The sequence below is a fragment of the Treponema sp. OMZ 840 genome, assembly GCF_050937815.1.
GTDB lineage: Bacteria > Spirochaetota > Spirochaetia > Treponematales > Treponemataceae > Treponema_C.
This window is the reverse complement of the sequence record NZ_JACDIJ010000001.1, coordinates 596,334-615,871: the sequence shown is the minus strand read 5'-3', so window position 1 is coordinate 615,871 and position 19,538 is coordinate 596,334. Positions and strand designations below refer to the sequence as shown.

14 protein-coding genes are annotated in these 19,538 nt (G+C 44.6%); 10 read left to right on the top strand and 4 right to left on the bottom strand.

The features are described 5' to 3' along the window. The first annotated feature begins 136 nt into the window (after positions 1 to 136). From H0R92_RS02995 to H0R92_RS02985, 3 genes are read left to right on the top strand one after another with little or no spacing between them, the layout of a single operon-like run. Positions 137 to 1,219: an ABC transporter substrate-binding protein gene (locus H0R92_RS02995; protein WP_432961017.1), complete on the top strand. Its 1,083-nt coding sequence runs from the start codon at positions 137 to 139 to the stop codon at positions 1,217 to 1,219. A gap of 21 nt (positions 1,220 to 1,240) precedes the next feature. Further along, positions 1,241 to 2,011, top strand: coding sequence for an ABC transporter permease (locus tag H0R92_RS02990; protein WP_432961015.1), 771 nt, complete (start codon positions 1,241 to 1,243; stop codon positions 2,009 to 2,011). Further along, positions 2,008 to 2,820: an ABC transporter ATP-binding protein gene (locus H0R92_RS02985; RefSeq protein ID WP_432961011.1), complete on the top strand. Its 813-nt coding sequence runs from the start codon at positions 2,008 to 2,010 to the stop codon at positions 2,818 to 2,820. Before H0R92_RS02990 ends, H0R92_RS02985 begins: the two co-directional genes overlap by 4 nt. Here H0R92_RS02985 and H0R92_RS02980 read toward each other — a convergent pair. The 4 genes from H0R92_RS02980 to tmk are packed head-to-tail and all read right to left on the bottom strand — an operon-like array spanning position 2,800 to position 6,345. Beyond that, positions 2,800 to 3,963: a cysteine desulfurase family protein gene (locus H0R92_RS02980; RefSeq protein ID WP_432961009.1), complete on the bottom strand. Its 1,164-nt coding sequence runs from the start codon at positions 3,961 to 3,963 to the stop codon at positions 2,800 to 2,802. The genes H0R92_RS02985 and H0R92_RS02980 overlap by 21 nt on opposite strands. Next, positions 3,938 to 5,107 carry a 3-dehydroquinate synthase gene (aroB, locus tag H0R92_RS02975; RefSeq protein WP_432961007.1) on the bottom strand — a complete coding sequence of 390 codons (1,170 nt, stop codon included), beginning with the start codon at positions 5,105 to 5,107 and terminating at the stop codon, positions 3,938 to 3,940. The genes H0R92_RS02980 and aroB overlap by 26 nt, the downstream gene beginning before the upstream one ends. A 9-nt stretch (positions 5,108 to 5,116) precedes the next feature. After that, entirely contained in the window at positions 5,117 to 5,731 is a 615-nt protein-coding gene (locus H0R92_RS02970) for a hypothetical protein (RefSeq protein ID WP_432961005.1), read from the bottom strand. Beyond that, positions 5,728 to 6,345 carry a dTMP kinase gene (gene tmk, locus H0R92_RS02965; RefSeq protein WP_432961003.1) on the bottom strand — a complete coding sequence of 206 codons (618 nt, stop codon included), beginning with the start codon at positions 6,343 to 6,345 and terminating at the stop codon, positions 5,728 to 5,730. Before tmk ends, H0R92_RS02970 begins: the two co-directional genes overlap by 4 nt. A 53-nt stretch (positions 6,346 to 6,398) precedes the next feature. Between tmk and H0R92_RS02960 the strand changes: the two genes are divergently transcribed. The 7 genes from H0R92_RS02960 (at position 6,399) to nusA (ending at position 19,531) form a co-directional block, all read left to right on the top strand. Next, positions 6,399 to 10,859 (top strand): translocation/assembly module TamB domain-containing protein, encoded by a 4,461-nt coding sequence (locus H0R92_RS02960; protein WP_432961001.1) that lies wholly within the window; start codon positions 6,399 to 6,401, stop codon positions 10,857 to 10,859. A 13-nt stretch (positions 10,860 to 10,872) separates the two neighbouring features. Further along, entirely contained in the window at positions 10,873 to 13,302 is a 2,430-nt protein-coding gene (bamA, locus tag H0R92_RS02955; protein WP_432960999.1) for an outer membrane protein assembly factor BamA, read from the top strand. A gap of 11 nt (positions 13,303 to 13,313) precedes the next feature. Next, positions 13,314 to 13,835: an OmpH family outer membrane protein gene (locus H0R92_RS02950; protein ID WP_432960997.1), complete on the top strand. Its 522-nt coding sequence runs from the start codon at positions 13,314 to 13,316 to the stop codon at positions 13,833 to 13,835. A gap of 27 nt (positions 13,836 to 13,862) precedes the next feature. Next, on the top strand, positions 13,863 to 16,601 hold the full coding sequence (gene mutS, locus H0R92_RS02945) for a DNA mismatch repair protein MutS (RefSeq protein ID WP_432960995.1): 2,739 nt from the start codon (positions 13,863 to 13,865) through the stop codon (positions 16,599 to 16,601). A gap of 76 nt (positions 16,602 to 16,677) precedes the next feature. After that, complete coding sequence (locus H0R92_RS02940) at positions 16,678 to 17,421, top strand: ComF family protein (protein WP_432960993.1); 744 nt, start codon at positions 16,678 to 16,680, stop codon at positions 17,419 to 17,421. A gap of 98 nt (positions 17,422 to 17,519) precedes the next feature. Further along, on the top strand, positions 17,520 to 18,005 hold the full coding sequence (locus H0R92_RS02935; RefSeq protein WP_432960991.1) for a ribosome maturation factor: 486 nt from the start codon (positions 17,520 to 17,522) through the stop codon (positions 18,003 to 18,005). Positions 18,006 to 18,007: 2 nt separating this feature from the next. Further along, a complete protein-coding gene (nusA, locus tag H0R92_RS02930) occupies positions 18,008 to 19,531 on the top strand; it encodes a transcription termination factor NusA (RefSeq protein ID WP_432960989.1) in 1,524 nt (507 codons plus the stop codon). Positions 19,532 to 19,538 lie beyond the last annotated feature (7 nt).

The following is a 19,538-nucleotide window of genomic DNA, read 5'->3' as shown; positions in this document are numbered from 1 at the left end:
AGTTTTCCGCCGTTCTTGACATCGGTGCGGGAAAATGTTAGTCTTTCCTTATAATTTTACCGCTTTTTAAATGCCCTTTGGCGCCTTTAAATTAAACGCCATTCGGCCTATCGTTGCGGCGGTTTAGGAGAGAAAAATGAAACTCAATCGTATGTTGATTGTCGGTGTGATTGCGCTTTTATGCGTTGTAAATCCGCTTTTTGCAAAGGGAACGAAAGATACCGAATCTGCAAAGCCTGCACAAGTGCAAAGTGCCGAGCCTGTAAAGGCTGCACCTTCTTCGGATGCCGCGGCAATCGTTCCGGTAAAACCCGAAAAGCCCGAAATCGTACGCATGTCCGTTTTAAACGGCCCCAGCGGTATCGGTATGGTGCCTCTTTTTGAAAAGGCTCCCGACTTGAACGGCATTCCTTCAAGCTTTGAAGTGTCGGCTTCTCCGCAAGTGCTGTTGCCCAAGCTTTTGAAAGGTGAAGTCGATGCGGGCATCTTACCCATAAACGTTGCGGCAAAAGTGTATACCGCAAACAAGCAGGCCGTCCTTTTGGCCGCTATCACGGGTAACGGTATGCTTTCGGTTATAAGCCGCGATACATCCGTAAAAAGCCTTGCCGATTTAAAGGGTAAAAAACTTACCGTTGCCGGTCAGGGCGGCACCCCCGATTATATGATTCGGTATTTGGCGCGCTCGGAAGGTATTGAACTCAATACCACAGACGGTATTGAAATCGATTTTTCCATTCCTACGCCCGAAATAGTTCCCGCCCTCCTTGCAGGAAAAATCGATTACGCTTTGGTACCCGAGCCTTTTTCGACGGTTGCATCGATAAAGGATAAAACCATTGCGCGGGTTTTGGACGTGCAAAAACTCTATGAAAAAGCCTGCGGTATCGAAGGCTGTGAATATCCGGTTATGGCTTTGGTTGTGCGCAAAGCCTTTGCGGAAAAATATCCTGCAACCCTCGAATTATTTTTGCAGGCATGTAAAGAATCGGTTGAGGCGGTAAATGCCGACCCGAAGGCTGCCGGCGCCTTGGTTGAAAAACACACGCTCGGCTTAAAAGCGCCGATTGTTGCCGCTTCGGTTCCGCGTTCGGCCTTTGTATGGCAAAGCGCCCGGGAAAGCAGGCAAAACGTAGAGCGCCTTTTGTCCGTGTTTGCGGAATTCGCACCCGAATCCATCGGAGGAAAACTCCCCGACGACGGCTTTTATTTAAAATAATTCTTTGCTATACTTGCCGGCATGACTGTACAAAAATCGGGTGTTTTGGAGACGCTTAACGGGATTTTTATTTCGGCGGTTTTGCCGGCAGCCGTTCTTGTTTTTATTTGGCAGGTGCAAAGCCTGCGTTTAGGACTTACCCTGGTGCTTCCTTCCCCTTCCGAAGTTTTTCGGCGCATTGGAGTTCTCATTACCGATCCGCGCTTTTGGCAGCATGCGGGTGCTACGGCTTTCCGCAGTGTGTATTCGTTTTTTATTTCCCTTGTTTTATCGATTGTATTAGGCACCCTTGCAGGCCTTTTTCCCCGTTTTAGAGATTTTATCGGCTTTCCGATGGGGATTATAAAAGCGTCTCCCGTTGTGTCCTTTATTTTGCTTGCGGTGTTTTGGTTTTCGACCGATACGGTGCCCGTTTTTATCGGCTTGCTTATGACGCTGCCGATTATGAGCGCTTCCTGCGCTTCGGGCATACGCGAAACGGATCAAAAAATTCTTGCCATGGCGCGCATTTACGGCTTTACTGTTATACAAAAAATCCGCTATATTTATGTGCCGTCGGTACTTCCGTATTTTTTATCGGGCGCGTTGACGGCTTTTTCACTGAGCTGGAAGGTGGTTGCCGCCGCCGAAGTGATTTGTCTTCCCAAAAAAGGAATCGGGACGGCTATGCAAACCGCCAAAACTCACATAGAAACGGCGGATGTGTTTGCCTATACGATTGCAATTATCGTATTGAGTTATCTGTGCGAGCGCGCTTTGGGCTTTATTTTTAATCGGCGGAAAAAACGATGACGGACATTCGGATAAAACATTTGACGCTTGAGCGCGGCGGAAAAAGCCTCTTTAAAGATTTTTCTCTTGATTTTGAAGCCGAAACGATTACCGCCCTGATTGCGCCTTCCGGGGCGGGAAAAACAAGTTTATTCGATTTGATAGCGGGCTTATTGCAAACCGCCGATAAAAGCGTTTCGTTTTGTACGCGAGGCGAATCCTGCGCGGAAAAAGCTCTTATTTCCTATGTATTTCAGGAAGACCGTTTGATTAAAAGCTCGACCGTGTTTCAAAACGTTTTTTTCCCCCTTGTATCTTTGTTTTCTCCTCTTGAAGCGAAAAAGCGCGCCCGTACCTATCTTGAAAAATGCGGTTTGCAGGATAAATTACATGCTTTTCCGGACGAGCTTTCGGGAGGCGAAAAACAGCGGGTGTCTTTGGCGCGCGCATTTGCCTATCCTTCGCGCATTTTGCTGATGGACGAAGCCTTTCAGTCTTTGGATTTGCATATAAAATTCCGCCTTATGGCCCTGTTTGCAAAATTGTGCCGGGAAGAAAAACGTACCGTTGTTTCGGTAACCCATGATATCCGGGAAGCCCTCTGCCTCGCCCGACGTATCGTTGTCCTGCGCGGAAGCCCGCTTTCGGCAGTCCTTGACGAAAAAAACGAAAGCATACTTTTTAATCGGGCTGAAAGCGAGCCGGCGGTTTGCGGTACGGCCGATTTTGCAAGGGAATCGGGTGCGGAGGCGGTAAAAAACGCCTATATCCGTCTCGGCCCCGAAAAAGCGGCTCTTGAAGAAAAAATCCTAAATCTTTTGGCCGAATAAGGCGTTTACTTCCCGTACCGCTTCTATAAGCGCTTCGATGTCTTTATGCGTTTGCATGGAACCGAACGAAAAGCGCACGGAATTGCGCGCGGTTTCTTCGTCGATTTTCATTGCGCTTAAAACGGGACGTTTGTTTTTGCGTGCCGAACATGCCGAACCGGTTGAAATATAAAAGCCCCGTTCGCTTAACGCGCGTACGGCAACTTCTCCCGGAATACCCTTAAAGCTTGCCTGCACAATCCAGGGCGAATATAAGTCGGGAAAAGCGGCGCGCGCTTCGGGTATAATGGTGCAGCCCGGAATTTTTTGTAAAGCGCCGATAAAAAAGGCGGTTTTTTCTTTTTGCGCTTCGAGGGCTGCCGTGCATGCGGTTTTTTCGGCACAGGTTTCAAGGCAGCGCATAAGGCTCCATATGCCGAACAGGTTTTCGGTTCCGCTTCGCATACCGCCTTCCTGGCCGCCGCCTTTTAAAAAGCTTTCAGTCCGCGAAGCCGTGTATAAAAGGCCTATGCCGCGACAGCCGTATATTTTATGAGCGCTGACGGCGGCGCTGTCTATACCCGTATAGGAAAAATCAAAGGGAATCTTTCCTGCGGCTTGTACAGCATCCACGTGCAGCTTAGGCCGTCTTCCCTTGAGCGAGGCAAGAGCATCGGCAATTTCATATACGGGCTGTATTGCCCCCGTTTCGTTGTTGACGGCCATAATGCACACCATTTCGGTATCGCCCTCGCATTTTTTTAAAACCTCATCGGCGCTTACAATGCCGTCTTTGCCGCAGTCGGCGGTGATAACGCGCCTTCCGCAGTGCCGTAATGCAAGGGCCTGTTCGCGGACGGCGGCGTGTTCTATCGCGCTTATAACAATGCTGCCCTTAATCGGCTTTTGCAGTAAAGAAAGGAGGGGAATATGGTTCGATTCGGTGCCGCCCGATGTAAAAACGAGGCATTCGGGCTTTACGTTTAAAACATCGGCGCAGCGTTTTCGCGCTTCTTCGAGTTTTTTGCGCGCTTCAATGCCCGCCTTGTGTACGCTCGAAGGATTTGCCGCGTATTTTTGCGCAATGTCCAAAGCTTCGGCGGCTATTTCGGGGTTTTGCGGCGCGCTTGCAGCCCAATCAAAGTACTGTGCGGATATATTCATCTTCAACTTCTCTTATAAGGGCGGATTCTATGCCTTTTTGCAATATAAGGCGGACGGTGCCGCCGCTGTTTTTTTTGTCTTTTTTCATCGCCTGCAAAAGTGCTTCTGTCGGACTGTCCGCAAGTGCGGTTTGCAGTGCGCTGTGAATGCGCCCGCAGCTCCATCCGTAGCTTTGAAGCGCTCGAAACACTTCTTCTTTGTATGATGACGGACAAAGCCCCAGTTTTTCACTTAAATCGACTGCGCGCCCTATGCCCCATGCAACCGCTTCTCCGTGGCTGATTGTTCCCAAACCTGCCAGGGTTTCAAGAGCGTGGCCGAAGGTATGTCCCAAATTCAAGTGCATGCGTATACCGCGCTCGGTTAAATCTTTTTGTACTGTTTTCGCCTTTGCACGGGCACATACTTTTACAATGTGATTTATAATTTCCGCTTCCCGATTTAAAACCTTTTCTTTTTGTTCCCGTAAAAGACGGAACAGCTTTTTATCGTAGAGAAGGGCGGTTTTTAAAACTTCGGCAAGACCCGAACGGAATTCAGTGTCGCTTAAACTTTGTATAAATTCGGGCGCTATATAGAGTGTGCCGGCGGGGTAAAAGCTTCCTATCATGTTTTTATAACTGCCGAAGTCGCAGCCGGTTTTTCCGCCTATTGCCGCGTCAACCATTGCAAGCAGGGTAGTCGGCATCAAATCGACGCGGGCTCCCCGCTTAAAAACGGAGGCGGCAAAGGCGCTCATATCGCAGACAACCCCGCCTCCTATGCCGACAAAGGTTGATGAACGGTTTAAATTGTTATCGAGGGCGGTTTTTACAATTTCCAAAACGGTATCGATTGTTTTGTGTTGTTCGCCCGCTTTTACGATGCATACGGGAATGCCCTCGCTTTTTTGCTTTTCCAAAAAGTTTTTTACGGGGCTTAAGGAGGCAACCCGCTCGTCGGTAATATAAAGGCGGTTTTGTTTGGCAGAAGTAGCGCATTGCACTGTAGAAGCGGCGGCGTCAGATTTTGTATTGCCGGCATTCGGTTCCGTATTAGCTGCGCTTTGCAGGGCTTGTTCGATTGAGCTGTAAAAAAGAAGCTGCGTGCACTCCGTTCCCGGATGCACGGCTTTGTACCGTATTGTAAAATGAGATGTATTCATACCGCTATTTTAATAGGTATTTTCATCCATTGCAATAAAGCTTTCTTTTACTTTTTGCAAACGCGCAAGTTCGCGGTTTAGAATTTTTTCGTAATTCAATTCGCCCCTGTCTATGCGGTAGGATTCGTCTTCCCAATTTTGAATGCCCGTTAAGTACAAGAATTTGAACTTGGACTGATTCGCTTTTTCCGCCCAGATTTTAGCCTCAGTCCAATAGTACAAGCCCGCGCGGTAACAGCGTTCGGCGGTTTCCAAATCGCGAAGGTACTCTTCTTTCCAGGGAGCATCGTAAAAATAAGCGATTTTTTTATCCCATGTGCGCCCGAGCCTCATGTGCTGTTCAATCAATTTAAGGTTTACGTGCATCATAAATAAATAGCGGTATTTTTCCCAATCTTTTTTATCTTTTATATGAGTAAGGGCAAATTGCGGGTTTGCAAAATCGGCGGCGACAGCCCGTTCAAGCCAATAGATATTTTCCATTACGTCGTCGGGATATTGCTGATAATGCACGTGATAGAGTTTATAATACTGTTCTTTAAACGTAATTGCATAAGAGCTGAAAAGCAAGGTAAAGAGGACAATCGCCGCCGATACGGACACGGATTTAAAAAAACGCTTCACAATTCAAGTATCGGCATTTTTTTAAGCACACCCCAGATGATCTTTTCGATTTCATCCGCGTTTTGTGCGGCATCGATATACACAATGTTCATTCCCGTTTTTTTTGCTTCAAAATCGGCAAAAATTTTATCGTAGGCCGAAGCGGTTTTATCCAAAAAGTCTTTTTTTTCGTAAATTTCGGTTATACCGCGCCCGGCTATGCGTTTGAGTGAAATTTCGGGGTCTATGCGGAAATAAAAAACGGTTTCGGGCAGGGGAAAGTCTTCGTTCAGCTTTGCGGGAAGTTCAAAGCCGCATTCGACGCTTTGATAGGCGAGGCTTGAAAAAAGGTAGCGGTCGCATACGCAGAGTTTTGTTTTACATGTTTCTGCAATGCCGCCCTTTCCGTATATGTGTTCCGAACGGTCCGCCGCAAAGAGGCGGGCGGCGGTTTCGGGGGCAACTTCGATTTCTCCGCTTAATACGCGGCGCAAAAAGATACCCGTTTCGAGTTTTGTCGGTTCGGCCGTAAAAACCGCATTTTTTCCGTTTAAGCGCCTTTGTAAGCGCTCAATCTGCGTGGAAGTTCCCGACCCGTCTATACCTTCAAAAACAATAAAATCCTGCAATATCAATTTTTACTCCCTACCATAATCTTGGATTTTTTGCTATTATACTCTTTAAGCGGATGAAAAAAAAGACCTATGGCAGAATTTTCAGTATAATCCTTCTCTTATGCATTGGCCTTGTTGCCGCCTGTTCCGTAATTCCCGTCCTTTCGGCGGCACATACGGCCTTTGCACATATCCGTGATACCTATCTTACACTTATCCGTGAAAAAACCGGTTTTTCCGTTTCATATACGTCTTTATCTCCGTCGATTTTATCGGGTATTCGTATGTCGAATATCAGCGTCAGCGATATCGAAAGCGATGACACAATACTTACCGTAAAGTCCGTAAAACTGCGATGGAATCTTATCAAACTGATCGGAGGAAAACCCGCCGAAGCTTTCGGAGAATTGGTTATTTCCGGGGTTTCCGGCGATTATGACGATTTTACCCAATCCGCTTTAAGAAAACGTTTGTTTGATGCGATAGAAAATTTTGATGCCGATACTGCAAAAATCTCTAAGGTACAAAATCCCGGTCAAAACATACAAAATCTTATCGATACCCTGTTTTCGCTTCCTATCCGCATACGCATAAAAGACGCTTCCTTTTTATATGCCGGCTTATCGGTTTCAAACGACTTGCATATTTCAAATCTTACAATAAGCCGCCCTGCAAACGATACCGCCCTGCAAATACGTTTATCGGGAAAAAACAGTATACGTTCGACCGGAAAAAGCGGTAATGCGTACGGAACCCTTGCATGGAGTTTTTCCGTTCAATCGAAAATTACGCAGAATATTCAAAACAGTTTTGCCCAGCTTCGGCTTTCTTCGCTAAGAGAATCCGATTACACTATCCCTGCCTTAAATATGTATGCCGCATATGCGGACAACAAAGTTCAACTGTCGCTTATGCAAAATATTTTACCCTTTGCCGTCACCCTTGTTGCCGATACCCTTGAGCAAACCGCTTTGTTTAAATTGCATGCGCACAATTTGAATCTTTTTGACTTATTTAGGGCCGAAAAAAAAGACAGCCTTATAAATAAAATTCCCTTTTTATCTATATCGGGCGATTATAATGCGGTATGGAATTGGCGTAAGCGGGAATTGCGCTACGATGCCGAAGGAGCCTTACGTACCGAATTTCCGCCCAAACAAAAAGCCGAATTGTCTTTTCGTTTTGAAGGAGATGAAAAAACCGTTTATATCGATTTTATTAATGCCGTTTCTTCAATATTGAACGCCGATTACAGCGGCAGTTTTGATATAGAAGGGCTGCGTCCGCAGGGAAATGCCCGCATACATTCGGCGGTTTTACCGAACGGAAATCAGATATCCGCCGAACTGTATATGGAATCCTTTGAAAATGAAAGTTTGATTTTTATTCCCCAATTATATTTCGGTGAAAACAGTTTAACCGCCTTACAGCTGCGTGTAATCGGAACCGGCCTTACACGGGATTTTGCCTTTGAAGCGTATGATTATTCGCGATCGGACACCGCAGGCCCGGGTACCGTGCGCTTAAACGGCAGCTTTACCTTAGGCGCTCAAAAAGAAATGCAGCTTCAATTTTCGACGGAAAATATGTTTTTGGATTCCGCCGCCGCCTTTGCATCGTGGTTTTTACCGGAACATGTCGGCAGCGGGTTTTCGCGTTTACGTCCCTTTTTAAGCCCCTATATATGCTCTTCCGATTTATTTTTATCGACCGATTTTAAAGGTTTTACATATAACAGTCCCTATGCCGTTATCGCCAATACAAAAAAAGATAATGAAGTGCTTTTATTTGCAATAGACGGAACGGAATCGGTGTTTCAGCTTTCCCGCTTTGATATGATCAGTTCCGGACAATCCGTGCAAATGCAGGCTAATGCGGATATTGCGCCGCAAAATCGGGAAATGTTTTTTTCGGTATCCTTATTTGTCAATTCTTTACCTTACAGCTTTTCCGGTATTTTTGTTCCTTCTCAATTTTTAAATATCACCGGCGATTATAATTTTAACGCTTCGGTATATGCCGGTAAAAACGGCAGCTTTACCGGTTCCTTTTCGGTTTTATCGTTTCCGCTTGCAGTACATAATCTTTTGTTTTCATCTTCGGTATCGGCCGATTTTTCGTACAATGCGGCAGACGATTGGAATATGGACATTATGCAAATCGATATAGCCGAAGTTTCAAAAACTTCGCGTATATCGCCGCGTATACATTGTGCGGGGGCGGTGCAGCCGGGCGCTTTATATCTTAACAAAGCGCGGTATTCCGACGAATTATCGTCTTTGGACGGCAGCCTTAACGCATTATGGAATTTTTCCGGCGACATTTTCGATTCCCTTACTTTAAATGCTTCTTTATCCGATGCTTTTTCTCCCGAAAGGTATTCTCTTATGCTGCAAGCATATAATCCCGAATCGGTAAAAGGCGGCGTCCCCGATTTTTGGGAACACATATATTTTTCGGCCGAAGCCGAAATACGCTCGTTTCCGTCCGCCCGTTTTATCGGTATGCAAAACGACAATAATACCGTCAGCGGAACGTTGACCGCCTTGGGGTCCCTTGCGAACCCCTCGCTGCATCTTAATATAGAAAACGCATCCTTTGTTACCGGAAAATCGGACATACATATAAGCGGCGGTATAAGTCTTGAAGATAAAAATCTTGTTTTATCCGCTTGCAATCTAAAGCACAGCTATTTTGATGTAACCTCAGTTGAAGGAAGCGTGTCATTGGAAGATTTTTCGGGAAATATAGGCGGACATATAGCCGGAAGGATTTCGGATGATATGTATTTTTCGGAAAAAACTTATGCAAGCCCGTTTTCCTTTTCCGTGCGGCCGCTTCAAAATAATGAGCATGTACCCTTTAAAGAAAAATCCTTTCAAGCAGATTTGGTTTTTTCATCCTTAGCGGGTTCGTTTTTTAATACACGTAAAAATTATGCCCTTAAACTTATCCGAAGTTCCGGCCGCTTCGATTTGACGGCCGGCTCAAACGAATTTGAAGCGGTTTTATTCGACGACGGAGAAATAAATATGCGTTCCGCTCACGGGTTTCCCGTCCGCTTTAATGCCTTCGGTACGGTAAAAAATAAAGAACTTTCCCTGCTTGTCAATAACATATCGGCCGATGCAAAAACCTTTTCACGCCTTTTGGATTTACCCGTGTTTTCGCTTTATTCGGGAACGGCGTCGGGGCGGGGAACGATAAGCGGCACACTCGGCAGCCCCATTATCAACGCCGAGTTTCAAGGAACGGATATGACTGTGGGCGTACCGGAGTATGTCGATGAAAAATTGGTGTGCAAGGATTTTCGTGTAAAAACGGTCGATAATGTTTTTTCCGCCGTAGACAGCAGATTTGTCGGTCAAAAAACCGGAGCAAAGGCATCCTTGACCGTCGATTTGACTTTGGAAAAACTGCTTATAGAATCGCTTAATTTGCGTGTAAAAACCCTTGACGACAGCCGTGCCGCCGCCAAATATAAAATGCCGAACGGAATTTTTACCGGAACTGCAAAGGCGGATGTTTCGGTTCAGCTCGATAAAGAACTTGTAGATGTGCGCGGCTTGATAGAAACTGCCGATGTCGAAGCGGTTATCGTATTAAATCCGGAAGAAACGCTTATACAGGAAAAACCGCAAATAGATACGGTGTTGGATATAACCCTTATAACTGATACCAAATCCCGCTTATTTATGCCGTCAAAAACCAATCCCTTTTTGCGCGGTTTGGTAACCCAAACAAGTCCTTTGCGTTTACAACTCGACACCCGCTACGGTACTTCATCTTTTACCGGTACCTTTTCTATGAAAGGCGGCGAAATACTTTATTTGAACAGAACTTTTTACGTGCGCGAAGCTTCCGCCGTTTTAAATGAAAGCATGGAATCGTTCGATCCGAAGCTCAGCGCAAAAGCGGAAATCCGTGAGCGCGATAAGTCCGGAGATCCGGTACGCATTATGCTGACCGTCGAAGACCAGCCTTTGAGCCGGCTTAATCCCGGTTTTTCATCCGTTCCGGTAAAATCGCAGCAAGAAATTATGACCTTGTTGGGCCAAATCTTTTTAGTCGATGCGGGCAATACGAACCCCTTGGTGCTGCTCGGCGGTTTGGCCGATTACGGTGCGCAAATAACTCTTTTTCGCAGTGTGGAAAACCGATTGCGTGATTTGTTTAAATTTGATATATTTTCATTGCGTACAATGTTTTTGCAAAATGCTTTTATAAGCGCTCTAAATGTTAATACCGGAACAAGGATATCGGCCGGTAACTTTTTAGATAATACAACTGTTTATATAGGTAAGTACTTTGGAGATACCTTATATGCCGATGCGATGCTGCATTTGGTATATAACGGAAATCTTGAAAACAAAGACGGCAGTACCGGCGGCTTGGTGTTTCAGCCCGAAATAGGTTTGGAATTGCCCAGTCCCTTTGCTGCCATACGATGGAGTATCGCGCCGGACTTAACTTCGGATTGGAAATTGCTTGTCCCGCATACTTCAATCAGTTTATCGTGGAAATTTAACTTTTAACTTAGGAGGCTGTATGTACGGCAAACGAGGTTTTTTAACTGCTTTTTGTATGTGCGTATTCGTTATTTTATGTATAAACTTGCCGGCACAAAGCGATAATAATTGGTATTACGGAAAAGAAATCCGTGCAATAAAATTTAACGGATTGAAATTCGTAAAAAATGCCGATATGACCGCCGTTACCGATTCTTTTATCGGTGAAGTGTTTTCGGACGAATTATATACCGAATTGCTGAATAAAATATATGCGCTTGAATATTTTGAAGATATAAGTCCGCTTGCTCTTCCTGCCGATGCCGAAAAAAATGAAGTGATTATTCAGTTTACGGTTATAGAACGGCCGATTGTAAAATCTTTGATTTTTAAAGGAAACCGCCGTATTCGGACTCCCGAATTACGGGATGCCGTTTCGGTTAAAGAAAACGATATTTATATTTCATCAAAGGTATTGCTTGATGAGCGTAAACTGCAAACGCTTTATTTGGAAAGCGGTTATACAAACGTAAAACTCGTTTCCGAAATCAATACCGAAGAAGACGGCGTAAACGTTATTTTTAATATAGACGAAGGCCGGCAAACCGTTATCACTGCGATTCGTTTTCAGGGGAATGCCGCAATCGGCGAAAAAAACTTAAAAAAAGACATGAAATTAAAAGCGGTCGGTTTATTTAATAAGGGCGCGTTTTTGGAAGCCTATCTTGAGCTTGATAAACAACATGTTTTGTTGTATTACCAAAACAAAGGCTATATGGATGCCGCAATTACGGATGTGGTGCGCGAAACCTCCTATAACGAAGAAAAAAAACGAGATGAAATTACCTTAACCTATGTGCTGAAAGAAGGCAGCCAATATACGTTTAACGGAATTACAACCGAAGGTAATATTATTTTTTCGACCGAAGAATTAACCGCTTTAATGAGGCTTAAAAAAGGCAGCGTATTCAATCAAACACGGTTTCAAGAAGGTTTGGCGGCTATAGCGGATTTATATTATGAAAACGGTTATACGTCAAACACCTTTTATCCGGATATAAAAAAAGACAACGAAAACCGCCTTATTTCCTGTATTATGTATATAACCGAGGGAAAAAGAAGCCATATAGAACGCATAACGGTTACCGGAAACACAAAAACAAAAGATTATGTTATATTGCGCGAAATACCGCTTGAAAGCGGCGATATTTTTTCAAAACGAAAAGTCGAAACCGGTTTGCGCAGTTTATATAATCTCGGCTTTTTTTCCGCCGTCATTCCCCGCATTGTGCAGGGGTCCGACGAGAGTTTGATCGATTTGGTTATAAATGTCGAAGAACAATCGACTACATCCGTAGAATTCGGTATTACCTTTTCGGGTATAGCGGAACCCGGTTCGTGGCCCGTTTCCGTATTTGCGAATTGGAAAGATGCAAACTTTTTAGGAACGGGAAAAACCATAGGCGTTAATATAACCGGTTCGAATGACGAACAGGCTTTATCGTTTAATTTTAACGATCCGTGGTTTTTAAATAAACCGCTTAATTTTAATGCCGGAATTAACGTAAAGCACAGAAAAATGTCCGCACCCTATTACAATTATTTTCCGGGCGGTGTAAACGATAAAGATTATATGATGGATTATAATCAATTGTCTTTCGGCGTCGATTTTGCCTTGGGAAAACGCTGGGTATGGGATTTTGCCGCTTTTACGCTCACCGGCGGTTTTTCAAATACCTTTTTGCGTAATTTTTATGATGCAAAACTGTATACGCCTGTAGATACGACAGTCAGCGACAGACACGGTAAATTCGGTATTCAAAATACGGTTTGGACAAAGGGTTCTCTCAATGCGCGCGACACTCTTTTTGACCCGTCGAAGGGATGGTTTGTCAGCCAACAGTTTTCATGGATAGGTTTGCTGCCGAAGCTCGAATCCGAGTATTTTTTGAAAACCGATACAAAAGGGGAAATTTATTTTACGCTTTTGGATAAACCCGTTTCCGAAACGTGGAATTTGAAATTCGTTTTTGCAGGATATACGGGCTTTACTTTTTTGGTGCCGGTTCCCGGTTCCGATATAGGTCAAAACAATATGCTGATTATAGACGGTATGTTTAACGGCCGCGGATGGGCAGCGCTCGCAGATCAGTCTTCTTCCGTACGCGGAACTGCAATGTGGTCGAGCTTTGCCGAACTGCGTATGCCGCTTGCGCCGGGTGTGTTTTCTCTCGATTTTTTTGCGGACATAATAGCGGTAAAAGAAACGCCTCAAAAAATGTTTACCCAATTATCCATAGACGATTTCTTTTTCAGCTTCGGACCGGGCTTGCGTTTTTCTTTACCGCAATTTCCCCTGCGTTTAATGTGGGGATGGGCGTTTAAAACCAATAACGGCGCCTTTGAATGGAATTCGACGACCAAATACGGCGGAAAATTCGTACTTTCATTTAATTTGACAAACCAATAGCGAGGTAGCATATGAACACAAAAAAAACAGGTATATGTATAGTATTGTTAAGTCTTTATGCATGCGTTTTTGCACAACAAATAACCAATGTCGGCGTAGTTGATATCGGACGGGTGTATACGACATACTTTCGGGAATCTTCGGCGGTACGCAATTATGACACCAAAAAAGCCGAATTCCAAGCGGAAATAGATAAGCGTACTGCGGAATTAAAAAGTTTGCAGGATAAAAAAGTGGAATACGAAAAAGCCCGCAACGAAACCGCAGTTCTTCGCATAGAATCCGAAATAAACAAAAAAACCGAGTATTTGGAAGCCTATGCAAGTTCAAAGAATATGGAGTTGGAAAAGCTTCGTAAAAATCTTTCTACTTCAAATTCTTTTTATCAGCAGCTGTATAAGGTTATACGTCATATTGCCGAAAGCGAAGGTTATACCATTATTTTAAGTTTGCAGCAGGCAAATGCCGTTTTATGGTACAGTCCTACCGTTGATATTACGGAAAAAGTGATAGCCGAATTGGGAAACCAATAAGCCGTCCGAACATCTGCGGGAGCGCACATGGAAAAAATGCCTTCCGGTACCGTGACGCCTTTAATGGCTCAATACCGGCGTATAAAAGCACAGTACAGCACGGAAGTGTTATTTTTCAGATTGGGCGATTTTTACGAAATGTTTGACGGCGACGCGGTGGAAGTGTCGCGCCTTTTAAATCTTACCTTAACCCGCCGCGGCGAAAGCCCGATGTGCGGCATTCCCTATCATGCATCGCGTGTTTATATTGCGCGGCTTTTACGCTTGGGTAAAAAAATCGCAATATGCGAGCAAATTTCCTTGCCTGAAAACGGGAAGGGGCTTGCGGAACGCAAGGTTGTTGAAGTTATTACGCCGGGTACTGCGCTTGAAGAAGAGTATTTGGAACAAAATACAAATAATTTTTTAGCCGCCCTGTGTTTTGCCGAAGACACCGAATCTTCAATTTATTACGGAAATCATAAGCGCACATTAAAAAAACAAACAGTATCCTTTGCCTATATCGATATTTCGACCGGCACTTTTTGTGCCACGCATTGGAATTGTGCCGACACGGAAGAAGAATTACCCAAAGAGCTGGGGCGCGTTATGCCCCGCGAACTGCTTGTGTCCCGGTCTTTTGCGGAAACGGAAAAAAATGCCGCTGTTTTTAACCGTTTCCCGTCGGTCTATATAAATATTGAAGATGATTGGAGATTCGATGCGGAGTCTGCATACAAACAGTTATTGCGGCAATTCGGAACGCTTAATTTACAATCCTTTGCTTTAACGGCCGCTTCTCCGGAAATTTTTGCCGCCGGCTCTTTACTGCGCTATGTGCTGAGAACATCGGCTTTTTGCCGTTCCGACGGCGTTTTACCGCAAGTTACCGGTATTTCCGTTTATGCCGACACCGATTATGTCGTTTTGGATCATTCGTCCCGCAAAAATCTGGAAATTACGGAAAATTTGCGCGACGGCACTATGCGATACAGCTTATTGGAAACGGTGCAGCATACGCAGACCGCTATGGGAACACGTCTTTTACGCAGTTTTTTTGCACATCCGTTGTGTGTGGTACAGGATATCAAACGCCGGCAAAATCATGTCGGTCTTTTTGTTAAAGACGGGCAAACCCTGCGTTCCGTACGCACGGTTTTGTCGCGTATTTTGGATATAGAACGTCTTACAAGCCGTATTGCGCTTGAAAAAGCACATGCAAAAGATTTACAAGCTTTGCGTACCGGTTTGGAAAACTGGCTTACTATCCGGAATTTGTGCGAAAAATTTGCGCCGGGCGAATTTTCCGATGCGCTGTATGTATTTGAAACGGACACCGCGTTAAAAATTATCGATATTATACGTTCTTCTTTATTGGACGAACCTTCCGTTTCTCTTAACGAAGGCGGCATTATAAAAGACGGATGGTCGCAGGAATTGGATCGGTACCGCCGGCTTCAAACCGATTTTACCCGGATTTTGGACGATTATTTGGAAGAAGAAAAACAGCGTACCGGTATTCCCAATCTTAAAATCAGATTTAACAGAAATATCGGTTATTATATCGAAGTGACCAAGGGAAAACTCGATGCGGTACCCGAACACTTTATATTGCGCCGGGCATTGGTAAACGGCGACCGTTATACGTCCGTGCGTCTTCAGGAATTGGAACGCGAATTAACCGGTGCAGGCGAAAAAATCATAGAAATTGAAAAAGCTTTATTTTTGGAAATACGTGCAAAATTGGCGGAGCATATCAGATATTTATTAACGGTTGCTTCGGAAATTGCCTATATTGACGTGATCGCTTCCTTTGCATATGCCGCCGGATTGCATAATTGGACTTGTCCGGATATTGAAGAAGGAAACGTATTCGAAATTACCGGCGGGCGTCATCCGGTGGTTGAAATGCATTTGCCTTCGGGCGAATTCGTACCGAACGATGCTTTTTTGTGCGGACAAAACTTTGCCCTTGTTACCGGACCCAATATGGCCGGAAAAAGTACTTATTTGCGGCAAAACGCCCTTATTGTGTTTTTAGCGCAAACAGGCTCTTGGGTTCCCGCCGAAAAAGCGCGTATAGGTACGGTTGACCGTATTTTTTGCCGCGTCGGCGCATCCGATAATCTTGCCCGGGGAGAATCCACTTTTTTAGTGGAAATGTCGGAAACCGCGCTTATTTTGCGTGCGGCAACGGAACGCAGCCTCGTGATTATGGACGAAGTAGGGCGGGGAACTTCCACCGAAGACGGACTGTCCATCGCTTGGGCGGTATGCGAATATCTTTTAAATACATTACAAGCGCGTACTTTTTTTGCAACCCATTATCATGAGCTTACCCGTATTCTGCATAAAAAATTGCAGCTTTTATGCCTGGATGTGCAAGAACGTTCCGGCGAAATCGTTTTTACAAAAAAAATACGCAGCGGAGCTTCCGAAAACTCATACGGGCTGCATGTTGCCCGTCTTGCCGGTATTCCGCATACGATTATAGAACGCGCACAGGTTATTTTGGACGGTTTGCAAAAAAAAACAACGTGGACGGAAAGCTCCTTACCCGTTTTCCCGCCCTCGGAACCGCCTGTCTGCGATACGGATAAAAATCCGCAGCATGCACAAAATGCACAAAAAGAAAGCCGTGTTCAAACTTTTCAAAATCCCGGTTTGTTCAGTGACGAAGAACTTATCCTCGATGAAATTTTATCGTCGGAGCCGGATGCTATGACTCCGCTTGAAGCTTTGCAGCTTATAGCCCGATGGAAAAAAAATCTGTCCGGTAAAACCTAATCGATTTTTCGCAAAAAATACAAAAAATCATGTATCATGTTCTTATTTTTTTTGTTTGTGCCCCTATAACATATATATGAGCTTTTTATTTAAAACCTTGCATTTTTTGCATACCGGCGCGGCTTACGTATATGCGGCTTTGTGTGCTTCGCAAAACTGTATTTCATGCGGCGGACAAAGCCTGTATATGCCCCTGTGTACAAACTGCCGCCGCGAACTTGAAAAACAATCGGTTTGCGCCGAAAACCGCTGTGTTTTTTGCGGCCGCCTGCTCGTTTCCGAAAAAAAAAGCTGCCTTGAATGCCGCGAAACAAAAATAATGTGTCATGTGGACGGCGCTTATTCTTTGTTTCCTTATTTGTTGTGGAAAAAAGAATTGCTTTTTCAATGGAAAACGGAGGGGAATCGGGCTTTTTCGTCCTTTTTTGCCGGCCTTATACACAAGGTTTTGCAAAACAATTACCCCGATTTTGCCGTCGTACCCGTTCCGCCGCGGCCGGGTAAAATATTCCGTGAAGGATGGGATCAAATAGAAGATTTATGCCGGTATTTGAACGGTTTGTACGGAACGCGCATATATAAAGCGTTGCGCCGCTTGTCGTCCCGGCAGCAAAAAAAATTAAACCGTGCCGAACGCCTTTCCCGTGTGGGAAAAGAATATGTGCTGAAAAAAAAATATCGGCATGGAACAAAATTGCCGCACAACCTTGTTTTGCTTGACGATATTATGACTACCGGGGCAACTTTGGAAACCTGTGCTTTAATCCTTAAAAAATCCGGCGTACAAAGGGTCTATGCTGTTACCTTATTTAGCTGTTGACACTGTACAAACAAAGTATTATAATACAATTGAACATAGTAATATCCTCAAGGTTGGGAGTCGTTCACACGGCTCTTTTTTTATATACAGGGAGTAAGATGGAGTATATACCTCTTGAAAATCAGCACTATTATTCTGAATGCAAAAGTCTTGTTGAGGGATTGGGATATATGCTGATTGAACTTAAAATAGGGCATACTCGTTCGGCTTTTCAAATACGTACGGTTATTTCAAAACCCTGCACGGATAAAACGGATGACCCTCATACAATCGGCGTAAACGATTGTGCAAAGGTGCATCGGCTTTTATTGCCCCGTTTTGAAGCTTTATTGAATTCGCAGGATATCTATATGGAAGTAACTTCACCGGGAATGAACCGCAATATAAAAAATGCGGCGGAATTCGCCTTGTTTATCGGTAAAAATGTCCGTATATGGGATAGGGATGCCTCGGATTGGATCGGCGGTATTATACGCACCGCTTGTTCCGAAACGTTGGATTTGGAACTGTCGGATACGGGAGAAACTAAAACCTTTGCATATGAAAATATTGCAAAAGCAAAATTGGCAGATACGGAGGGCTGAAAATGGCATCACAGTTAGCTGAAGCAATTCACCAGCTTATTCAAGACAAAGGCTTGACTGAAGAAGCTGTTTTAAAAACAGTGGAAAATACGATAAAAGCGGCATATAAACGTGCATACGGCACATCCGATAATTGTTATGTCGAATTTGAAGACGATTTAAGCGATGTGTCGGTATATTCGCGCAAAGTGATTGTAGACGGCGTATATGATCCTGTTCTTGAAATCGAACTTGAAGAAGCCTTACAAATGAGTCCCGAATGCGAAATCGGCGATGAAATAGACATCCTGATAGATCCGAGGGATTTTGAGCTTTCCGCCGTGCAAACGGGAAAACAAACGGCACGTCAATCTTTGTCGGAAATCCAAAAAGATACGCTTATGGCGGAATACAAAGATAAGGTCGGCGAAATTATCGTCGGTTATTATCAGCGGGAACGGAACGGAAACATTTACGTTAATTTGGGAAATGTGGAAGGTATTTTGCCGGCAAAATTTCAATCTCCGCGCGAAGTGTATCATAAAAATGACCGCATACGGGCACTGGTAACCGATGTAAAAAAAACATATGCGGGCTTACAGGTTGTGCTGTCCCGTACCGACCCCGAACTTGTTAGGGCGATTGTGGAATTGGAAGTTCCCGAAATCTACGATAATACGGTTGAAATATTTAAAATCGTGCGTGAAGCCGGCTACCGTACAAAGATAGCCGTTTTTTCGCATCGTGAAGATGTAGATCCTGTCGGCGCCTGCGTCGGCTTAAAGGGTGTGCGCATTCAAGCGGTTATACGCGAACTTGAAGGCGAAAAAATAGATATTTTACGTTATGACCCCGATCCGCGTGTTTTTATAAAAAATGCTCTTTCTCCGGCGGAAGTGACGGGTGTCGTTATTTTGGATGAAGAAAAACGTCAAGCTTTGGCCGTCGTTCCGGAAAGTCAATTTTCGCTTGCAATCGGAAAGCAGGGCTTAAACGTGCGTCTTGCAAACCGCTTGGCGGATTGGAATATCGACGTTAAAACCGAAGAGCAATATGAAGATTTCGACGAGCTTTTGGCCGAATCGCGTAAAGCCGCTCAAGACCTGTTCAGCGGCTCCGACGAGGAAGTATATGAAATCGCTTCTCTGTCTGAATTACCCGGTGTGGATCAAAAAACGGTTGACGTTTTAAGCGAACAGGGAATAAGCGATATACAGGAATTTATGAGTGCAAAAGAAGAAGGACGCCTCGACAGTTTGGAAAATCTTTCTAAAGAAGATATAGACTCCGTTGCCGCCCTTATCGAACAAACGGTTGAGTTTGTGGAAGACAGTGCGGAAACGGATTCCGAAGCGGAAAAACAAAAAGATTCGCAAACGGATGCCGATTTCAGTGTCGATGAAGACGGCGGTAAAACTTCCGAATTGCAGGATTCCGAAGATGAAGAATATGAATGTCCCGAGTGCGGGGCAAAAATAACAACCGATATGACCAATTGTCCGAGTTGCGGTATCGGTTTGAGTTTTGAATATGAGGACGAAGAGTAGGATTTAC

Excerpts from the sequence above, each read along its gene's own strand:
- aroB (WP_432961007.1), bottom strand. The coding sequence starts at position 5,107 with ATGAATACATCTCATTTTACAATACGGTACAAAGCCGTGCATCCGGGA.
- H0R92_RS02935 (WP_432960991.1), top strand. The coding sequence starts at position 17,520 with ATGGAGTATATACCTCTTGAAAATCAGCACTATTATTCTGAATGCAAA.
- nusA (WP_432960989.1), top strand. The coding sequence starts at position 18,008 with ATGGCATCACAGTTAGCTGAAGCAATTCACCAGCTTATTCAAGACAAA.
- bamA (WP_432960999.1), top strand. The coding sequence starts at position 10,873 with ATGTACGGCAAACGAGGTTTTTTAACTGCTTTTTGTATGTGCGTATTC.
- H0R92_RS02985 (WP_432961011.1), top strand. The coding sequence starts at position 2,008 with ATGACGGACATTCGGATAAAACATTTGACGCTTGAGCGCGGCGGAAAA.
- H0R92_RS02950 (WP_432960997.1), top strand. The coding sequence starts at position 13,314 with ATGAACACAAAAAAAACAGGTATATGTATAGTATTGTTAAGTCTTTAT.
- H0R92_RS02940 (WP_432960993.1), top strand. The coding sequence starts at position 16,678 with ATGAGCTTTTTATTTAAAACCTTGCATTTTTTGCATACCGGCGCGGCT.
- H0R92_RS02990 (WP_432961015.1), top strand. The coding sequence starts at position 1,241 with ATGACTGTACAAAAATCGGGTGTTTTGGAGACGCTTAACGGGATTTTT.
- mutS (WP_432960995.1), top strand. The coding sequence starts at position 13,863 with ATGGAAAAAATGCCTTCCGGTACCGTGACGCCTTTAATGGCTCAATAC.
- H0R92_RS02995 (WP_432961017.1), top strand. The coding sequence starts at position 137 with ATGAAACTCAATCGTATGTTGATTGTCGGTGTGATTGCGCTTTTATGC.
- H0R92_RS02980 (WP_432961009.1), bottom strand. The coding sequence starts at position 3,963 with ATGAATATATCCGCACAGTACTTTGATTGGGCTGCAAGCGCGCCGCAA.
- H0R92_RS02960 (WP_432961001.1), top strand. The coding sequence starts at position 6,399 with ATGAAAAAAAAGACCTATGGCAGAATTTTCAGTATAATCCTTCTCTTA.